Origin of the sequence: Burkholderia arboris (assembly GCF_038723655.1) — a bacterium.
In the GTDB taxonomy this organism is placed as follows: Bacteria; Pseudomonadota; Gammaproteobacteria; order Burkholderiales; family Burkholderiaceae; genus Burkholderia; species Burkholderia arboris.
Window position 1 is genome coordinate 616,710 of the sequence record NZ_CP109822.1, and the last position, 17,441, is coordinate 634,150.

General features: G+C 67.3%; 14 protein-coding genes. 9 read left to right on the forward strand and 5 right to left on the reverse strand.

Translation table 11 applies throughout. The features are described 5' to 3' along the window. Window positions 1-95 precede the first annotated feature (95 nt). Complete coding sequence (locus OHZ10_RS20010; RefSeq protein WP_342705622.1) at window positions 96-1,529, reverse strand: MFS transporter; 1,434 nt, start codon at window positions 1,527-1,529, stop codon at window positions 96-98. Window positions 1,530-1,551: 22 nt separating this feature from the next. Continuing rightward, window positions 1,552-2,253 carry a flavin reductase family protein gene (locus tag OHZ10_RS20015; RefSeq protein WP_256086897.1) on the reverse strand — a complete coding sequence of 234 codons (702 nt, stop codon included), beginning with the start codon at window positions 2,251-2,253 and terminating at the stop codon, window positions 1,552-1,554. Window positions 2,254-2,481: 228 nt separating this feature from the next. On the opposite strand from OHZ10_RS20015, the gene OHZ10_RS20020 reads away from it, so the two are divergent. Beyond that, the gene (locus OHZ10_RS20020; protein WP_059237873.1) at window positions 2,482-2,808 is read left to right on the forward strand and encodes a thioredoxin family protein; all 327 of its coding nucleotides are present in this window, start codon (window positions 2,482-2,484) and stop codon (window positions 2,806-2,808) included. Between the two features lie 10 nt (window positions 2,809-2,818). Further along, a complete protein-coding gene (locus tag OHZ10_RS20025; protein ID WP_174992626.1) occupies window positions 2,819-3,238 on the forward strand; it encodes a secondary thiamine-phosphate synthase enzyme YjbQ in 420 nt (139 codons plus the stop codon). Between the two features lie 43 nt (window positions 3,239-3,281). On the opposite strand, the gene atsR is transcribed toward OHZ10_RS20025, so the two are convergent. Genes atsR through OHZ10_RS20040 form a run of 3 tightly spaced genes read right to left on the reverse strand, consistent with a single transcriptional unit; the run spans window position 3,282 to window position 6,535 of the window. Beyond that, on the reverse strand, window positions 3,282-5,102 hold the full coding sequence (gene atsR, locus OHZ10_RS20030) for a hybrid sensor histidine kinase/response regulator AtsR (protein ID WP_059237871.1): 1,821 nt from the start codon (window positions 5,100-5,102) through the stop codon (window positions 3,282-3,284). A gap of 1 nt (window position 5,103) precedes the next feature. Continuing rightward, window positions 5,104-5,607 (reverse strand): molybdopterin-dependent oxidoreductase, encoded by a 504-nt coding sequence (locus OHZ10_RS20035; protein ID WP_059237870.1) that lies wholly within the window; start codon window positions 5,605-5,607, stop codon window positions 5,104-5,106. A 55-nt stretch (window positions 5,608-5,662) separates the two neighbouring features. Beyond that, on the reverse strand, window positions 5,663-6,535 hold the full coding sequence (locus tag OHZ10_RS20040) for a response regulator (RefSeq protein WP_059237869.1): 873 nt from the start codon (window positions 6,533-6,535) through the stop codon (window positions 5,663-5,665). Window positions 6,536-6,896: 361 nt separating this feature from the next. Here OHZ10_RS20040 and OHZ10_RS20045 point away from each other — a divergent pair, with 361 nt between their 5' ends. The 7 genes from OHZ10_RS20045 (at window position 6,897) to OHZ10_RS20075 (ending at window position 17,379) form a co-directional block, all read left to right on the forward strand. Next, window positions 6,897-7,484 carry a tetratricopeptide repeat protein gene (locus tag OHZ10_RS20045; protein WP_059237868.1) on the forward strand — a complete coding sequence of 196 codons (588 nt, stop codon included), beginning with the start codon at window positions 6,897-6,899 and terminating at the stop codon, window positions 7,482-7,484. A gap of 121 nt (window positions 7,485-7,605) precedes the next feature. Continuing rightward, window positions 7,606-8,433 carry a hypothetical protein gene (locus tag OHZ10_RS20050; RefSeq protein WP_059237867.1) on the forward strand — a complete coding sequence of 276 codons (828 nt, stop codon included), beginning with the start codon at window positions 7,606-7,608 and terminating at the stop codon, window positions 8,431-8,433. A 114-nt stretch (window positions 8,434-8,547) separates the two neighbouring features. Beyond that, entirely contained in the window at window positions 8,548-9,564 is a 1,017-nt protein-coding gene (locus OHZ10_RS20055) for a hypothetical protein (protein ID WP_059237866.1), read from the forward strand. 363 nt (window positions 9,565-9,927) lie between these two features. Then, window positions 9,928-12,966 (forward strand): ATP-binding response regulator, encoded by a 3,039-nt coding sequence (locus tag OHZ10_RS20060; protein WP_342705623.1) that lies wholly within the window; start codon window positions 9,928-9,930, stop codon window positions 12,964-12,966. A gap of 127 nt (window positions 12,967-13,093) precedes the next feature. Further along, window positions 13,094-13,264, forward strand: a complete 171-nt coding sequence (locus OHZ10_RS20065; protein WP_196486641.1) for a hypothetical protein — start codon at window positions 13,094-13,096, stop codon at window positions 13,262-13,264. Window positions 13,265-13,581: 317 nt separating this feature from the next. Continuing rightward, complete coding sequence (locus tag OHZ10_RS20070; RefSeq protein WP_059237863.1) at window positions 13,582-14,250, forward strand: response regulator transcription factor; 669 nt, start codon at window positions 13,582-13,584, stop codon at window positions 14,248-14,250. 87 nt (window positions 14,251-14,337) lie between these two features. Then, window positions 14,338-17,379, forward strand: coding sequence for an ATP-binding protein (locus tag OHZ10_RS20075; protein WP_342705624.1), 3,042 nt, complete (start codon window positions 14,338-14,340; stop codon window positions 17,377-17,379). Window positions 17,380-17,441 lie beyond the last annotated feature (62 nt).

Consider the following 17,441-nt stretch of genomic DNA (forward strand, 5'->3'; position numbering starts at 1 on the left):
GCGGAATATTGCGGGAACCGGCGATCTCTTTTTAATTAGGTATACAGATTAATGATGCGTGTCCGGAGATCGCCGGAACGACGGATCTCGAGCACTTATCTGCCCGGTCGTGTCGTACCGGTCGGCACGCTGGCGCCGGCCGTGCGCCACGCGAGCGCCGCGCCCGCGAGCTGCAGTGCGCTGCCCGTCAGCATCGCGACCCGCAACCCGGTCGCATCGCCGCCGCACGCGTCGTACAGCGCGCCCAGCATCGCGACGCCGAACACCGCGCCGATCATCCGCGTCACGTTCATCAGCGATGCGGCCGTGCCCGCGCGCGTGGCATCGACCGCGCCGACGGCCGTCGCGGCCAGCGACCCGACGGCAAGGCCGAGCCCCGTACCCGTCAGTGCGAGCCCCGCCTCGGCCCACAGCAGCATCGGCGCGTGCGGGTCCGTCGAGCCGGCTGCGCCGATGCCGATCGCGGCGAGCCCGAGCCCCATCAGCGCGACCCCGCCGGCACCGGCCGTGCGCCCGCCGACGCGGGCTGCGGCCGCACCTGAGCCGAACGACACGAGCGCGAACGGGATCGACATCGGCAGCAGCGCGAGGCCCGCGCCGGTGGCGTCGAGCACGTGGTGGCTCTGCCACGCGAGCGGCAGCACGAACAGCATCCCGTAGCCGCCGAACGTCATCGTGCCGTTGCCGACGAGCATCCCGCGAAACGCGCGGTTCGCGAACAGGTCGAGCGGCACCAGCGCGGCCGTACCGAGCCGCCGTTCGATCCGCACGAACAGCGCGACGGCGGCAGCCGCAGCCGCGACCAGCAGCACCGCGCGCAGCGGGGCGTGGCGCGCGTCGATCGTCGCGAACACGACGCAGCCGATCGCGATCGCGCCGAGCACCTGCGCGGCCGGATCGAAGCGCCGGCCCTGCGGATCGGCCGATTCCGGCACGACGGCGCTGGCCAGCACGATCGCGGCGACGCTGAAAGGAATCACGATGCCGAAGATGCTGCGCCAGCCGAATGCGGGGATCAGCACGCCGCCGAGCGTCGGCCCGACGATCATCGCGATGCCGCCGCACGCGGCCCAGATGCCGAGCGCGCGCGCACGTTCGGCCGGATCGCGCCAGGTCACGCGGACGATCGCGAGCGATGCGGGGATCAGCAGCGCGGCGCCGGCCCCGGCAAGCGCGCGGCCCGCGATCAGCACGCCGAGCGTCGGCGCGAGCGCGCACACGACCGATGCGCCGCTCAGCACGGCCGCGCCGAGCACGAATGCGCGCCGCCGGCCGAACAGGTCGCCGATCAGGCCGCCCGTGAGCAGCAGCACCGCATACGCGAGGTTGTACGCGTCGATGACCCATTGCAGCGCACCGACACGCGCGCCGAACGCCGCGCCGATCGGTTCGGTTGCGAGATTGGCGATCGCGGTGTCGATCTGCGCGATCAGCACGGCGATGCACAGGGCCGGCAGCACGAGGCGGTGCCGGGCGGGCGCGACGGCATCGGCCGCGCCGGTGGAAGCAGGACGAAGCGTCGGGTTCACGGGCAATCCCCTTGGCGTCCCATTACCGTCCGGTACCGCTCAGTACGCCCGCGTCGCGCGAGCGCTCGATGTCGGGGCTGCGATACGCGCGCTCGGGAATCTCCGCGAGCCGCGACGCATGCACCTGCCGCGGCGCCAGCCCGTAGAACTTCTGGAAGCTCATGATCAGCGGCGACCACTTGTCCGGATCGATGCGGTCCGGGTGGCCGTCCATCAGCAGGTCGGGGTGGATGTGCACGCGCTGGATGCGCACTTCGAACACGCGGATATGGCCACGCAGGTCCGGCGCTTCTTCGCCGATTCCGTGTGTGGCCGCGACGACCGCTTCCATGTGCACCGGGCATTCGAGCGCGCGCGGCGGCGCGACCGTTTGCGAGGCGGCCGCGGTGAGCCCGGCCGTGCCGAACTTGTCGGGTTCGAACACGTAGCCTTTCGCGCGCTTGCCGTCGGGCACCGGATAGGTGCCGGTCGTGCGCGCGATCCGGTCGACCGCGTTCGCCTGCGCGGACGACGGCAGGTTCAGCACGCATTCGCCGGTACGCAGCAGGTTGCGGGTGGTCTGCGAGCTGGCGGCGATGCCGATCACGCCGCGCCAGCCGAGCCAGAACGCCGACGAGATCGGCGCGAGATTGGCCGTGCCGTTCTCGTTCAGCGTGCTGACCAGCACGACGGGCGTGCCGAAATAGAGGATGTTCGGTTCGGTGACGCAATGCGGTGCATTCATGGCTGGAGCCCTCGGTGACGGATCAGTCCACATGCTGATCGCGTCGCCGCGGCGCGGCGCTCCGAATCTTGTCGTGTCATTCCGAACGTGTGCGCAGGTGGCGATGACGCCGCAATGGACCGGTCGGCAGCGCGTGCGCTTTTCCGCTACAGTAGGAAATCGCAGGCCGCGCCCGCCGCACCACGCACGCGGGCGCGGCCACGTTCCGCCAACGCACCCGAGGGCCTGATGGACACCGAGCAACGCTACACCGCCAACGCGCCGACACGCGCGGAAGTCGATGCACTGGGCGGCGCCACCGTCATCGAATTCGGCGCGAACTGGTGCGGAATTTGCGCAGGCGCGCAGCCCGCGATCGTCGCGTCGTTCACCGCGCATCCCGCCGTGCGCCACCTGAAGATCGAGGATGGCCCGGGCCGCCCGCTCGGCCGCTCGTTCGGCGTGAAGCTGTGGCCGACGCTCGTATTCCTGCGCGACGGCGTCGAAGTCGCGCGCGTCGTGCGCCCCGCCGACGCGCAACAGATCGAAGCCGACGGCTTCGCCGCGCTGGCCTGAGATCACGGCGATGCAACAGGCCATCACGCACATCGGCGTCGACACGCGCGGCAGCGGCCTCGTCGAATTCACGCCGCAGGTGCGTGCGTTCGTCGACCAGCAGACGATCCGCACCGGCCTCGTCACCGTGTTCTGCCGTCATACGTCGGCCTCGCTGCTGATCCAGGAGAACGCGGATCCGTCGGTGCGGCGCGACATCGAACGCTATTTCGCGACGCTCGCGCCCGAGGACGACACGCGCTACGAGCACGACACCGAAGGGGCCGACGACATGCCGGCGCATCTGCGCACGGCGCTCACGCAGGTGCAGCTGTCGATTCCGGTCGAGCACGGCCGCATGGTGCTCGGCACGTGGCAGGGGATCTATCTGTTCGAGCATCGCCGTGCCGCGCACCGGCGCGACATCGTGCTGCACGTGATCGGGGAGTAGGCGGGCGCGCGGGGCCAGCCTGCCGGGCCGCTGGGCCGCCGGCTCAGGCGAGCAGCTTCTCGACGAGCGCGCCGAGTTCGCGCAGGTGGACGGGCTTCGGCAGGAATGCGTCGAATACCCGCTGGTTCTCGCGCAACGCGGCCGATTCGTACGCGCTGACACCGAGGATGGCCGGATGGCGGCCGTCGTCGTCGGGTTGCGCGACCGCGCGAATGCGCCGCGCGACTTCGAAGCCGCTCAGGTCGGGCAGTTCGAGATCGAGCACGACGATGTCGTAGCGGCCCGTGCCGAAGCGCGCGACGCCTTCCTGCCCGGTGCCGCACAGATCGGCGTCGATGCCGAGCGCCGACAACATCGCGCCGAGCGTTTCGCGCGCGTTGTCGTTGTCGTCGACCACCAGCGCGCGCCGGTCGTGATGCGGGATCGCGAGCGGCAGCGCGGGCCCGTCGCCGGCCGCGTGGCCGGCGGTGTCGACACCCGGCACTTCGGCCGGCAGCGTCACGACGAACTCGCTGCCTTCGCCGACCACGCTGTGCACGTCCACATGCCCGCGCAGCGTCGTCACGATTTCGCGCACGACCGCGAGCCCCATCCCGATCCCGTCGACGTGCAGCCCGACCGCGTCGTTCGCGCGATAGAACGGCTCGAAGATCTTCGACAGGTGCTGCTTCGCGATGCCGGCGCCGGTGTCGCGCACGGCGATCCTCACCTGCTGGCCGGCTGGTGCGTCGGCGAGCGTGATCGATACCCGGATCGAGCCGCCGAGCGTGTACTTGACCGAGTTCTCGATCAGGTTCGACAGCACCTGCCTCAGCAGCTTGCGATCGGAGCGGATCGCGAGGCCGGGCGGTTCGACCAGCTGCGTGACCGCGATCCGCTTCGCGGCGATCTTTTCGCGCAGCGGTTCGAGCACTTCGGCGAGCAGCGGCGCGATGCCGACGGTATCCAGTTCGGCGAGGCGTTTCGTCGAGCGCAGCTTGATGTAGTCGGTGAGGTCCTTGACGAGCGCTTCCAGCGACAGCGCGGAATTCTGCAGCCGCCGGATCGTCTTCAGGTTCGCGTCCGACTGCGGGCGCGCGAGCAGGATCTCGATCGACCCGCAGATCGCCTGCAGCGGCGTGCGCAGCTCGTGGCTCACCATCCCGAGGAACGCATTCTTCGCCTCGATCATCTCGAACGCGCGGTCGGACGCCTTGCGTTCGGCGTCGAGCGCCGCGTCCTGCCGTTCGAGCAGGTCGTCGCGCGTGCGCATCGTGTAGAACAGCAGCAGGAACAGCGCGCACAGGATCACGCCGAGCACGATGCCGAGGATCAGGATCGCACGCTGCTTTTCCTTCAACTGATGAAACGTGAAGTCGCGCTGCGCCATCTCGATCGCGCGGAAGTAGTTCGCGAGGCCGTTGACCTTCGGCCAGTACGCGTCGACCTCGTCGATCACCTTGTGCGCGTTCTTCGGCGAGTCGCGCAGCAGCGGCACGTCGCGCTTCAGGCGCGTCATGAATTCGCCGAGCGCGTCGATCTCGTTGCGCGCGCGCGGGATGCGCAGCCAGTATTCGGACACTTCGGACGGCCGCTGCAGGAAGCCGAACGACACCGACAGGCTGTCGAGCTGCATCTGCACGTGATCGAAATCGTCGTCCTCGTGCGTCGCGTAGAGAATCAGCTGGCGGTCGAACCGCGTGTAGACGTTGCGGTATTGCGCGGCGGTCCAGAACACGCCTTCGCGCGGCCCTTCGAGCACACCCTCGTTGACCGAGGTGGCGAGGAGGTCCCACAGCAGGAACGCCCACGCGGCGAACCCCATGATCCACAGCGAGCCGAGGACCAGGATGATCTTTCTGTTCTTCCACCGCCGCCGCTTCATGTCACTTCACGGTCAGGCCGATGATCTGCCACGCGAACTTGGCTTCGCCGAGCGGCGTCTTCAGCTCGTCGGGATACTCGTCGCGCGGATACATGATCCACAGCGGGCCGTAGTTGTCGTTGCCGAGCACCTTGCCGTTCATCGTCCGCGCGAGGATCACGCCGTACCGGTCGGCATCGGATACGGGAATCGTGAACGTGTACTCGTCGATGCAGCGGAATTCGATCTGCGTGCCGTGCGCGCCGACGGTCTTCAGCACGTCGGACAGGAGCGGGCCGGTGAAGGCCGCCTTCGGCGTCCAGCTCGTCGACGTGACGATCGTGTGCTGCGGCAGCGCCATCAGTTCCTGCTCGGAAAAGATGTAGGTCATCTTCCCCTGCTGGTTGCTCTTGCCGATCTTGCCGTCGACGGTGAACGTAAACGACGAAGCGGCCCATGCGGCGGCGGCCATGCCGAGCAGGCAGGCTGCCAGCACGCTCTTGGTCCAGATGGTTGAAACGCGCATGTCTTTCCCTCGGTATTGTGGTTCGTTTGGCGGGTTGTCGTTCCGGTTCCGGTTCTCAGTTCGCGGCGGCCGCGGCCGGCAGCGCGATCTTCAGTTCGCGCGCCACTTCGGCGAACAGGATCGGCAGGCGCACCGGCTTTTCTTCGCAGCGTGCGTTGTAGTGCGACACGATGTGCGCGATTTCGTCCTCGCTGGCTTCGCCGGTCGAGATCTTGCCGGTCAACAGGAAGATCGGCGCGCCGCTGTTCTCGCTCGAGCGGATGCCGCGCACGAGTTCGGCGGCGGTCTGGTCGCCGAGCATCCAGTCGAGGATGTAACCGTCGAAATCCTCGACTTCCAGCGCCTTGCGGAACGTCGCGCCGTCGAAGTACGGAATCGCGTTCACGCCTTTTTCGATGAAGTATTCACACACCGTTTCGGCGACGTCCTGCGAATCGTCCACCACGGCGATCCGCGCCGCATACACGCTCGGCTGGGCCGAGCGCAGCTCGATCACGTCGACTGGATAGGTGCGGCCCTCGCGCGCGTGCTGGCGCTCGGTGACGATCCATTCGCCCTGCCACTGCATCGCGACGAAATCCGTTTCGATCTGGCTGCTGGCCTTCGCCGAAATCGCGGCGCGGCAGCGGAAGCGCTTCGATTCGATCACGAGCGTCGCATCGATCATCTCGGCGGCGGCCGGCTGCGAGCCCTTGTCGTCGAGCAGGATCGCGGGCGGCACGCCGAAGTGCGTCGCGATGTCCTGCAACTGCGACAGGTTCCACGGGATCAGGCCTTTCATCTTGCGCGTGACGACCGAGAAGCTCAGGCCGAGCACGTTCGCGATCGTCGTGTTGTGACTTCGCGGCGGAATGCCGTTCCGGTTCAGTAGGTCGCGCACCTTGTTGGCGGTCATGAGATCGACATTGGCCTGCTCGGTGGTGGACATCTCGATGGGGTCTCCGGGGGTTGTGGCGAGGAAGAGCATATCAAAGTTGACGCATCATGCAAGTTTTGAGAAAGCGAATGACCTTGACATGCCATTTTTCTCCATTATTATTGCTCACCACGTCACTATTGTTTGTCGCGTCATGTTTGGAGATCGAGCCGGCAGCAGCCGGTACAGCGAAAAGCGGCAGCAGTGAGGCAGTGACGGAACGATTCGAAGAGAGAACCTGAGAGAGCCTTGGGCGCGTGTCGGCGTTGGCGGATGGCATTGTATCCGCTGCGCCGCGCGCAACCGGGTACGAGCTCCTAGGGTGGGACAGCTCGAAGAATTGCGGCGCCAATAAAACTTGAGGAAAGTACCAATGTATCGCCGTTTACTCGCACCGGGGCTGCTGTTGCTATTGGCCGCGTGCGCGCAGGATCCGTCCGTCACCAGCAACACGGTGCGGATCTGCGACGACACAGGTTGTTCCGACCGTCCAAAAGATCAGGTGTCCTATCAAAAAAGGGACGATACGGAAGACCGGGAAGACCCGCGCATCGCCGCACTGAAGCAGACCGCGAAGACCCAGCCGAAGGCGGCCTACGACCTCGGGCTGCGCTATTTCCGCGGCGACGGCGTGCGCCAGGACAGCTACCAGGCGCTCAAGTGGATGCGCGAGGCCGCCGAACGCGGCGACCTCCAGGCGCAGAAGGCGCTCGGCAGTTTCTACCTGTTCGGCCTCGAGGAAATGGGCTCCGACGCGCGCGAAGCGGAGAAGTGGCTGTCGATCGCGGCGGGCCGCGGCGACAAGGAATCGAAAAAGCTGCTCGATCTCGCGCGCAAGGCCAAGAAGGAAGACGAGGAAGACTGGAAATGGCGCACGCAATGGCGTGACGTCTATTACGGCTACTGGTACTCGGGCTATCCGTACTACGGCGTCTGGCAGCAGACGTACTGGTACTACTGACCGGGCCTAAAGCAACGGGGGCAGCAGCGGGGAGACCACCATCGCGCGCCACGCCGGGGGGCTTATCGAAGTTCGCACGAACACATAAGCCGAACAACGACTCTAATCGATCGACAACGACATGAAGACCAACCTTTCCCATCGTCTCACTCAAGGTGCGCTGGTTGCAGCGCTTTGCGCGTCCGTCGCAGGCTGCGGCGGCATGGTGACGCCCGGCGGCCAGAACGCCGGCGTGACGGGCGCGGCGGCGGGCGGCACGAGCGCCGGCGCCGATTCGGGGTTGCAGCGCTGCGCGTCGCCGCTCGGCACGATCGCGGTCGACGACGGCCGCAATGCCGACTGGTGGGGCCCGTTCGGCAGCGCGACCAAGATGACGACGATCGATCCGCTGCTGCGCCTGGCGGTCCAGCAGTCGAACTGCTTCGTGATCACGTCGATCGGCAATCAGAAGAGCGACGCGCGGCTGTCGCGCATCACGCAGCTGCAGCGCAACTCGGGCGAATACCGCGCGGGCTCGAAGCAGCAGAAGGGCCAGCGTGTCGCGGCCGACTACTACATGGAACCGCAGATCGTCATCAACGATTCGCCGATCGGCGGCATCGGCAGCATGATCGGCGGCCTGATCGGCAACAGCGCGGTGGCGGCGGTGGCCGGCCACCTGCAGACGAAGGCGTCGGTCGTGACGCTGACGCTGTTCGACGTGCGTTCGGCCGTGCAGATCGCGGCGTCGGAAGGCAGCTCGACGTCAACCAACTACGGTGCGGCGCTGGGCGGCTTCGGCGGCGGCGTGGGCGGTGCGCTGGCCGGCTTCTCGACGACGCCGGAAGGCAAGGCGACGGTCGTCGCGTTCATCGACGCATACAACAAGATGGTCGTTGCACTGCGCAGCTACAAGGCGCAGGACGTCAAGGGCGGCCTCGGCCGTGGTGGCCAGCTTCAGGTCAACTGACGTCCCCGGCCGGCGGAGCGCCGCTGGCCGATTCCTGATTCATGACTGTCCGTGCGCGCGGCGTGAGCCGTGCGTACTGGCTTCGTCCGTCCTTTTTGCAGTGAGGTGATCCCGATGAAGGCCGTTGCATTGATCGCATTGACCTGTCTGGCGCTGACCGCTTGCGGCGGCGGCGACGACAATTCCTCGCCCGGCGGTGGATCGGGCACGAGCAACAACGGTGGCAGCGGCGGGTCGGGTTCGGGCGGGACGGGAAGTGGTGGCAGCGGCGGTAGCGGCGGGTCGGGCGGCTCGGGCGGCAGCACGCTGACGTGGCGCTACGAGGCGCAGCCCGTCGCGGCCGACAAGGCGAGCTTCCTGACGCTGGTCAACAGCGAAGGCGCGAAGGGCTATCGCTATCTGGGCGACTACTTCTACAACGCGGGCAGCGGCGGTTCGCAATCGATCTTCGTGAACGACGGCACTGCCCAGACCTACACGTACCAGTTGCAGACGGCCGCGGCCGACATGCCGTCCTTCGTCAGCCAGGCGAACGCGCAAGGGGCGAGCGGCTACCGCTATGAAGGGCCGCTCACGTTCGGCGAGCTTTATCGCAAGGACGGCGGCTCGTCGGCTACTTATACGTACACGACGACGGGCCTGCCGGCCGACACGAACGCGTTCCTCACGCAGGCAAACGGCCAGGGCCAGTCGGGCTACTGGTTCCTCGGCCCGATGGCGATCGGGGCCGTGCAGGCGAACGTGTACATGAAGAACAACGCGTCGAACGCGACCTATACGTACGATGCGCTGGTGCCGACGACGACCGTCAGCGACTTCATCGCCCAGGCCAACAGCGAAGGCGCGAAGGGCTATCGCGCGAAGGGCGGGATGCTGTTCGGTTCGACGATCTCGTGGGTCTACGTGAAGGACCAGACGCAGTCGCCGACCTTCACGTACCAGTCGGCCGCGATCCAGTCGACCGGCGCCGCCTTCGTCCAGCAGTCGAACACGTTCGGCGCGCAGGGTTCCGCCTATCTGGGCGATCTCGCGCTCGGTACGACCAGCCCGGTGATGGCGTCGTTCTACTTCAAGCCGACGAACTGCACGGGCTTCCTGTGCACGACGCTCAACCCGCTCACGCAGAACTGAACCGGCCGTCGCTTGCCGGTTGTCCATGTGCCTCGCCGCTTGCGCGGCGCTTCCGCGGGGGGCCGCCGCTTTCGGGCCCACCCCCGCTTTTTTCCTCGTTTCTTCCCCTCGCGGTCACGCGTCGCCTGTTTCGTGCGCGGCCGGGACGCGTCCTGTCACGGTTTTTCCCCGCATCGAATCTAGGTCAAGTTCTAAATATCTAACCAATAGACTCTGACGTGTACGAAACGGTTCATTCGGGGTGGACGCTCGCACACGCGTTTGGCATCGTCGGAATTCATTCCATCCTTTCCATGGTGAGTTCCGGCGAGCGCTTGCGATCCGAATCGGTCGTGTTCGGGGTCGCGGCCGCCGCCGCGCGTCATGCCGCAGAGTTCGCTTCAATCCCTCCGCCGCTACCAGAGCATTTCGGTGTTCGGTGGCGGCATCGTCGTTACGGTCCTGGTCCTGATCGCCTGCGGTCTCGGGATGGTGGCGATCGTCTCGGGCCATGTCGAGGGCGAGCGGCGCAACTACCTGAACGGGCTGGAGCAGACGCTCAACGAGATCCAGGTGAGCGAGGCGTCGTTCCGCAACGGCGTCGCGAATGCGCAGCTGATCTGGCGCGAGGCCGATAGCGCGCCCGAGTCGGCTGTCGCTGCATTCTTCCGCGACGACCAGCGCGTCGCGATCCGGCCGCATCCGTCGCTTGTGCTCGGCGTGCCCGGGCACACCGGCGACCGCGCCGAGGTCGCGCGCTACCTGTCGTTGTCGGTGCTGCTGTCGCGCATCAGCGCGGCGAGCTCGATCAATCGCGGGCGCACGCTGGAGGGTTACCACTACAGCACGCGCACGGGCATGTTCGGGCTGGTGCCGAACCGGAACCGCGACGATCCCGCGCTGGTGTCGCCCGACGCGCGCGCACGCGTGCTCGACGCGCTGCATATCGATTTCGGGCGTACGTATCCGGGTGTCGTCGATGCCCGTCCGCAGGTGCGCTGGCTGGCGCCGTTCGCCGATCCCGTATCGGGGCAGCCGCGCATCCGGATCGCGGCCGAGGCACATGACGACGGCGGCACGTTTGCCGTGCTCGCGACCGAATACCCGCCCGATTACCTGCTGTCGTGGCTGGCCGATTATCGTCCCGAAGGTGCGTTCTACATCACGACGGCCGATGGCCGGCTCGTCGCGATGGATCCCGCCGCGGGCGACGCCGGCCGCGTTGCGCGCCTGCTGGAACTCGCCCCGTGGCGGGGCCGTGCGTCGGCGGGTTCGCCGGTGTTCCGCGACGGTTTCCTGTTGTTCCACGGCACGCTCGAATCGACGGGCTGGACGTTCGCGTATGCGTTGTCGTGGGCCGACGTTGCGGCCGGCGTCGCCCGTTCGGCCGGCACGCTGGTGGCGGCAACGCTGCTCACGCTCGCGGTCATGTGGGGGTTGCTGCTGCGCTTTCACCGGCGCGAATTCGCGCCGCTCTACGCGCGCTCGCAGCGCGTGTTCGACAGCGAGGCGCTGTGCCGCAGCGTGATCGAGATGGCGCCGATCGGGCTCGGGCTGATCGCGCGTGACGACGGACATTTCCTGCTCGCGAGCCCTGCGTTGACGGACATGGTCACGCGGATCGGCGGCGACTATCACGCGCTGTCGAATCAGGTGGCTGCCGCGTGGCAAGCGCATGTCGCGAGCGGCGACGAGGGCGGCGTGCTGCATGATGATCTCGTGCTGGGCGACGATGAAGCCGCGCACCCGCATTTCGAATTCATTGCGTGCGGCGCGCGTTACCAGGGCGCGGACGTGCTGATTGCCGCGGTCGCCGACACCACCGCGAAGCGGCAACTCACGCAGCGACTCGAAGAGGCCGTGCGTGCGGCCGATTCGGCCAATGCAGCGAAATCGTCGTTCCTCGCGGCGACGAGCCACGAGATCCGCACGCCGCTGAACGTGATCCTCGGCAACCTCGAGTTGCTCGAACGCTCGGCGCTCGACGCGGCCCAGCACGGCCGCATTCGCACGCTGCGCTCGTCGGCGACGAACCTGCTCGCGCTCGTCAGCGACATTCTCGATTTCTCGAAGATCGAGGCGGGCGCGATGCAGGTCGAGTCGATCGAATTCGACGTGATCGCAACGGTCGAGCGCGAACTGAACGCGTTCGTGCCGATCGCGAAGGCAAAAGGGCTGCAGCTGTTCTGCGAATTTCGTGCGTGCGTCACGCAGCGGATGCGCGGCGACCCGACGCGGCTCGCGCAGGTGCTCGCCAACCTGCTGAACAACGCGATCAAGTTTACCGACACGGGCCGCGTGAGCGTGCGCGTGGCCGTCGTCGCCAACGGCCGCGGCGCGCCGGAGTTGTCCATCGAGGTCGAGGATACGGGGATCGGCATCGCGGCCGAGCATCGGCACAAGCTGTTCAAGGTGTTCTCGCAGGTCGACACGTCGATCACGCGCCGCTACGGCGGCACGGGGCTCGGGCTCGCGCTGTGCGACCGGCTGGTCACCGCGATGGGCGGCCGCATCTCGGTGGCGAGCGAGGTTGGCGTCGGCAGTTGCTTCGCGGTGCGCCTGCCGCTTGGTGCGACGGTCGTCGCGCTCGGCCGGCCGCGCGCCTGCCGCGTAGGCACGCTGACGCTGATCGCCGCGCAACCCGAGTGGCGCGATTTCGCGTGGCCGCACCTGGATGCGTGGGGATTCGACGTCGTCGTGTACGACAGCCCGTCGAACCTGCCGCGCGACGCCGCGTGGCGCGGGCCGGTCGTGTTGTTCGGCGATGCCGATGCATGGTCGCAGGCGGACCTGGACAGCCTGCGCGGCTGTACGCCGCTGATTCTCGCCACGCGCGACGGGCCGCTCGAACCGTACCGCGCGGGCGCTACCGTACGCGTGTCGAGCTATGCGCTCGGCGGCCTGCGCGCGGTGCTGACGCAGGGCGGGCCGCCAGCCGGCGAAGGCTCGCTCGACGCTTCGTCGTCCGGCGAGCGGCCGGGCGCCGGCCGCGGGCCGCGCGTGCTGGTGGCAAACGACGAAGCCGTCGACGGTTCGATTTTCCGCGAGCAACTGCATGCGCTCGGCTGCATGGTGGCCGAAGTGAGGGCCGGACACGCGGCGCTTGAAGCGTTGATGGGCGGCGGCTGGGACGTGTTGTTGATCGGCGCGGATCTGCCCGACATGCGCGCGTATGAACTGGCCGAGGCCGCGCGCGCCGCCGCCGCCGGTTGCGACGTATTGGTCGTGACGTCGCACCTGACGCCCGAAAGCATGCGCCGTTGCGTGGCGGCAGGCGTGCGGCGCGTCCTGACGAAACCCGTGACGCTCGCACGCTTGCGCGGCGCGCTCGCGCCGGTGTGGCAGCGTGGTGCCGCTTCGGCGCGCGCGGTTTCCGGGCCAACGGGGCCGGCCGATCACGCAACAGCGTGGTGCGACGAATAACGATCGACCGCAGGCGTGCGAGTGCGGGTCAAGAAAAAGAAGGCAGGATGCCGTCGCATGTCGCGCGGCAGATTTCCAATCAACCTTGGAGGGGAAGGTCGTGCGCCATGCGAGGAAGACATTCACAATGCTGCTTGAGTTTGCCGCGCTCCCGGAGAAATCCCGCCGGGAATTTCTGACGTCGATGAACGAGTTTTTGTTGATGTCGCCGGCACAGAAGCGGCGCGCGATCAGCGAATGGAAAAGCAGAGCGGATGGCCACGCGCATGACCTGCCCGTCAATCCGGATGGTCGATAGCCGATCGCGATGGGGCGCGATGGGGCTCGGGTGCCGTCGCGGTATCCAGTAGCGGCGCCGGACCAATTGCGAGGTTCGGCGAATCGTGCGAAGAAGTCGTGCGAATGCGTCATGCGCGCGGGGTGTGGGGGTGCATCGAATGCCTGATCGCCACGGGGATGGTGCCGATGGAGAGGCGAAACGGGATTTATCTTAAAATTGAGTCACCTTTTGTCCGGTGTGCCGATCACGGCCAGCCATCGACGCGATGGCGCTTGCACGCCCCCGCCTGGGCGGGGAACCGGATGCGTGACGGAAAGCCTCGGGGAAACAGGAACATGGACGAATTCTTTGTGCGCGTAATGGTGGCGGACGACCATCCGGCGTCCGCGCTCGGGATGTCGCAAGCGCTGCAGGGAAGCAGCACGATCAAGCTCGTGGGCGCCGTTTCGAATTCGACGGACCTGGTCGCGGCGCTCGACGCGCAACAGAGCGACGTGCTCGTGCTCGATTACGTGATGCCGAGCGGCAAGTACGGCGACGGTCTCGCGCTGCTGTCGTTCCTGCAGCGCCGCTATCCCGCGCTGCATATCGTGTCGATCACGATGATCGACAGTCCGAGCGTGCTGCGCGCGATCGGCAGGCACGGCGTGAATTGCATCCTCAGCAAGTCGGATGCGATCTCGCACCTGATCGGCGCGGTGCACGCCGCGTACGTGGGCGGGAATTACCTGTCGCCATACATCAAGCAGCTTCTGCAGGACGGCGATCTCGCGCCGGTCGCGCGTGCGCTGACGACGCGCGAGATCGAGGTCGTCCGGTTGTTCTGCGCGGGCTATACGGTGGGCGAGATCGCTGCGCAGCTCCATCGCAGCAAGCAGACCATCAGTTCGCAGAAGTCGAGCGCGATGAAGAAGCTCGGGATCGTCCGCGATGCCGATCTGATCCGCTACGCCGACGACGAAAGGCTTCAACCGGTACCGGGCGCGTCGGACGCGAGCGAATAGCGTGGATACGCGGCACGCGTTCATGCGCGGCCATCTCGCAAGACTTGCCCGCCCCGTCGCCCCCGGTCGACCCTCAGCAACGGAACGATGCCAGCAAAACTGAAACGGCACGCCGCGCAAGTCGCCGCGGTAGGCGGCAAACCCTTCGATCCCGGCCGCGTGCGGCGCCAGCAGCAAGCGTTGCTGTACGGGGGCGGCATTGCGATCACGGCGTTTATCGTGCTCTGTGCGATGCTCGTGATGCGGCTCGACGTCACCGACTATCTCGCGCGCACGCGTTCGGCCTTCCTCGGGCGCAAGGCCGAGCTGTACGCCGAGCTGCAGGTGACGACGGTGCTGCTGAACCGCCATGTGGACAACCTGGAACTGCTGTGGCGGCGCGGCGAGCAGGCATCGCCGGACGCGCTTGCCCGCTTTGCGCCTTCCGGCGACAAGCGGGTGTTTCGCAATCGCAACGGACAGGCGACCTTCGTCGCATTCGCGCGCGTGACGCCGACGCATCCGATCGCAAGCTATTCGCGGTATCTCGCGATCGTGCTGCGGCAGGCCGAAGTGACGGTCCTGCCGACGCAGGAGGCCAGGGATTCCGGGATCAACGCCTATCTGATCGGATTGGATGGCGAGTTTCTTGGCGTGGCGGGCCGCAGGCTCGCGCAGCGGGCGCTCGCGCTGCCGCCCGGTTTCGATCTCGCGGCGTTGTTGCGCCAGTTGACGCCGCGCGATGACCGCGCGCTGCCGGTGGCACCGGTGGGCGACAGCGATACGATCGTGGACGCCCGCGTCGATCCGTTGCTCGGCCGGTCGGTGCTGCGCGTCGCGGAACCGTTTCGCGACGCGGACGGCCACCCGGTCGGCTGGCTCGTGTTCAACGCCCGCCCCCGCATCGACGATCTGATGGCGTCGCAGGAGGTCGATCAGGCGTTCGCACTGGTCGATCAGGATGGCGACGTCGTGGCCGGCGGGCAGCCTGACCGGGCGATGATTGCGCACGCGCTGGATGCAGCGCGAGAAGCGCGGGGCGACCATGTCGCCCCGCGTCGCATCGGCAGCCGCTTCGTGATCGGCGACCGCCTGCCCGATACGGGTCTCGTGCTGATGACGACATTCTCGTGGCGCAGCGTACTGGCGGCCGTCGCCGCGTCCGCGAGCCTGACGGCCGCCGCGGCCTTGTTCGCGATCGCGGTTCTGTGGTTCGTGATCGTCACGTTCGATCGACGCGCGCTGCGCACCGCGAACCGCCGTGCGATTCGCCTGATCGAGAGCGAGGCGCTCAACCGGACGCTGATCCGCACGGCGCCGGCCGGGCTCGCCTTGCTGTCGTTTGCCGACGGCGACACGATCGTGCGCAACGAGGTGATGACCGCATACGATCGGGACGTGTCGGGCGAGCCGCTCGGCAAGCGGCTCTGGCGTGCTTATCGCGATCACGTGCCCGCGCTTCCGCGCGACGGCGGCCGCGCGCTCGTCACGCACGAACTGGCGGTCGAACGCACGGGGTTCGGCACCGCGTATCTGGCCGTGCACATCATGCGCACCAAGTATCGCGGGATCGATGTGTTGCTGTGCACGCTGCTCGACATCACGGCGCGCAAGCAGGCGGAGGAGGCGTTGCGCGCCGCGCGCGAAGCGGCCGAGCATGCGAACAAGGCGAAGTCGACGTTCCTCGCGACGATGAGCCACGAGATCCGCACGCCGCTCAACGCGATCATCGGCAACCTGGAGCTGATGGAGCGTGCGTCGATGGCGGCGCCCCTGCGCCGTCGGCTCGGTACGATCATGTCGTCGTCCAATGCGCTGCTGCGCGTGATCAACGACGTGCTCGACCTGTCGAAAGCCGAGTCGAACCAGATGGCGCTCGAGCATATTCCGTTCGACCTGCGCGGCGTGTTGCGCGATGTCGCCGCGATCTTCCGGCCGCTCGCGGACGCAAAGCATCTGACGCTCGTGTGCCGGCTGGCGCCCGAGCTGGCCGACGGCTACGTCGGCGATCCCGTGCGGCTCCAGCAACTCGTCACGAATCTCGTCAGCAACGCGATCAAGTTCACGAAGCGCGGCGGCGTGACGATCGACGCGCGGCGCGCGGCGGCGGCGGGCGCGGGCGGGCCAGGCGTCGAGATTGTCGTGACCGACACGGGGGTCGGCATTCCCGAGGACGCGATGCCGACGCTGTTCGACGTGTATATCCAGGCCGATGCGTCGATCTACCGGCGCTTTGGCGGCACCGGGCTCGGGTTGCCGCTGTGCCGGCGCATCGTGAAGCTGATGGACGGCGAGCTGTCCGTCAGCAGCCGGCCCGGCGAAGGTTCGATGTTCGTCGCCGCGCTGCCGCTGCCGGAGGCGCCGCCCGGCTGGTGCGCGGAGCAACCGGCATCCGGTATGCACGTCGACGGCGAGCCGTTTTCCGACGAGGGAGCGGCAACAATCCCCGCTGACGACGCGGTGCCATTGCGCGTGCTGGTAGCCGAGGATCACCCCGCGAGCCGCGCGCTGCTGCGCGACCAGCTTGACGCGCTGCGCTTCGATGCGACGATCGTCGCAAACGGCGTGGAGGCGATGCGTGCATTTTTCGAGCGGCAGTACGATGTCGTGCTGACCGATCTCGGGATGCCCGAACTCGACGGCTTCGCGCTGGCGAATTTCCTGCGCGAGCAGGGGGCGAAGATACCGGTGATCGCGATGACGGCGCACGCGACCGACGAGGATCGCCGGCGCTGCGTGCAGGTTGGGGTCGTGGAGGTCGTGTTGAAGCCGTTGTCGATCGATGCGCTCGACGAAGTATTGCGAAGACATGCCGGGCACGGCGAGCGCTCGGATAACGGGCGTTCGGATGTCGTGATGACGGACGAGATCAGGCAGGCACTGCATGTGGCCTCGATGCGCTCGTTGACGATGATCGAAAGCGGTTTGTCGAATGGCGATGTCGATCAGGTCAAGATCGAATTGCACTCGATGCGTGGCGGTTTCGCGCTGGCCGGATACGCGGAGGCGATGGACGCGTGCGCGCGCGCCGAGCGCGCGGTTCATGACGGCGGCCTCGATGCACTCGCGCCGATCTGGCCGACGGTTCGGCACGCGGTCGAGGAAGCGCTTGACCGGCTGGCGGACGGGCCCTCGTCGATCGATACCTGATGTCGGTCGAGTGCCGGCATGATCCGCGCTGGCGGGTCCTCCGAATGGATGGCGGGCCGCGC

What these genes read in the sequence shown, in the direction of transcription:
- OHZ10_RS20065 (WP_196486641.1), top strand. Translation starts at nt 13,094, where the DNA reads ATGCTGCTTGAGTTTGCCGCGCTCCCGGAGAAATCCCGCCGGGAATTT.
- OHZ10_RS20040 (WP_059237869.1), bottom strand. Translation starts at nt 6,535, where the DNA reads ATGTCCACCACCGAGCAGGCCAATGTCGATCTCATGACCGCCAACAAG.
- OHZ10_RS20070 (WP_059237863.1), top strand. Translation starts at nt 13,582, where the DNA reads ATGGACGAATTCTTTGTGCGCGTAATGGTGGCGGACGACCATCCGGCG.
- OHZ10_RS20015 (WP_256086897.1), bottom strand. Translation starts at nt 2,253, where the DNA reads ATGAATGCACCGCATTGCGTCACCGAACCGAACATCCTCTATTTCGGC.
- OHZ10_RS20025 (WP_174992626.1), top strand. Translation starts at nt 2,819, where the DNA reads ATGCAACAGGCCATCACGCACATCGGCGTCGACACGCGCGGCAGCGGC.
- OHZ10_RS20045 (WP_059237868.1), top strand. Translation starts at nt 6,897, where the DNA reads ATGTATCGCCGTTTACTCGCACCGGGGCTGCTGTTGCTATTGGCCGCG.
- OHZ10_RS20035 (WP_059237870.1), bottom strand. Translation starts at nt 5,607, where the DNA reads ATGCGCGTTTCAACCATCTGGACCAAGAGCGTGCTGGCAGCCTGCCTG.
- OHZ10_RS20075 (WP_342705624.1), top strand. Translation starts at nt 14,338, where the DNA reads ATGCCAGCAAAACTGAAACGGCACGCCGCGCAAGTCGCCGCGGTAGGC.
- atsR (WP_059237871.1), bottom strand. Translation starts at nt 5,102, where the DNA reads ATGAAGCGGCGGCGGTGGAAGAACAGAAAGATCATCCTGGTCCTCGGC.
- OHZ10_RS20020 (WP_059237873.1), top strand. Translation starts at nt 2,482, where the DNA reads ATGGACACCGAGCAACGCTACACCGCCAACGCGCCGACACGCGCGGAA.
- OHZ10_RS20050 (WP_059237867.1), top strand. Translation starts at nt 7,606, where the DNA reads ATGAAGACCAACCTTTCCCATCGTCTCACTCAAGGTGCGCTGGTTGCA.
- OHZ10_RS20060 (WP_342705623.1), top strand. Translation starts at nt 9,928, where the DNA reads ATGCCGCAGAGTTCGCTTCAATCCCTCCGCCGCTACCAGAGCATTTCG.
- OHZ10_RS20055 (WP_059237866.1), top strand. Translation starts at nt 8,548, where the DNA reads ATGAAGGCCGTTGCATTGATCGCATTGACCTGTCTGGCGCTGACCGCT.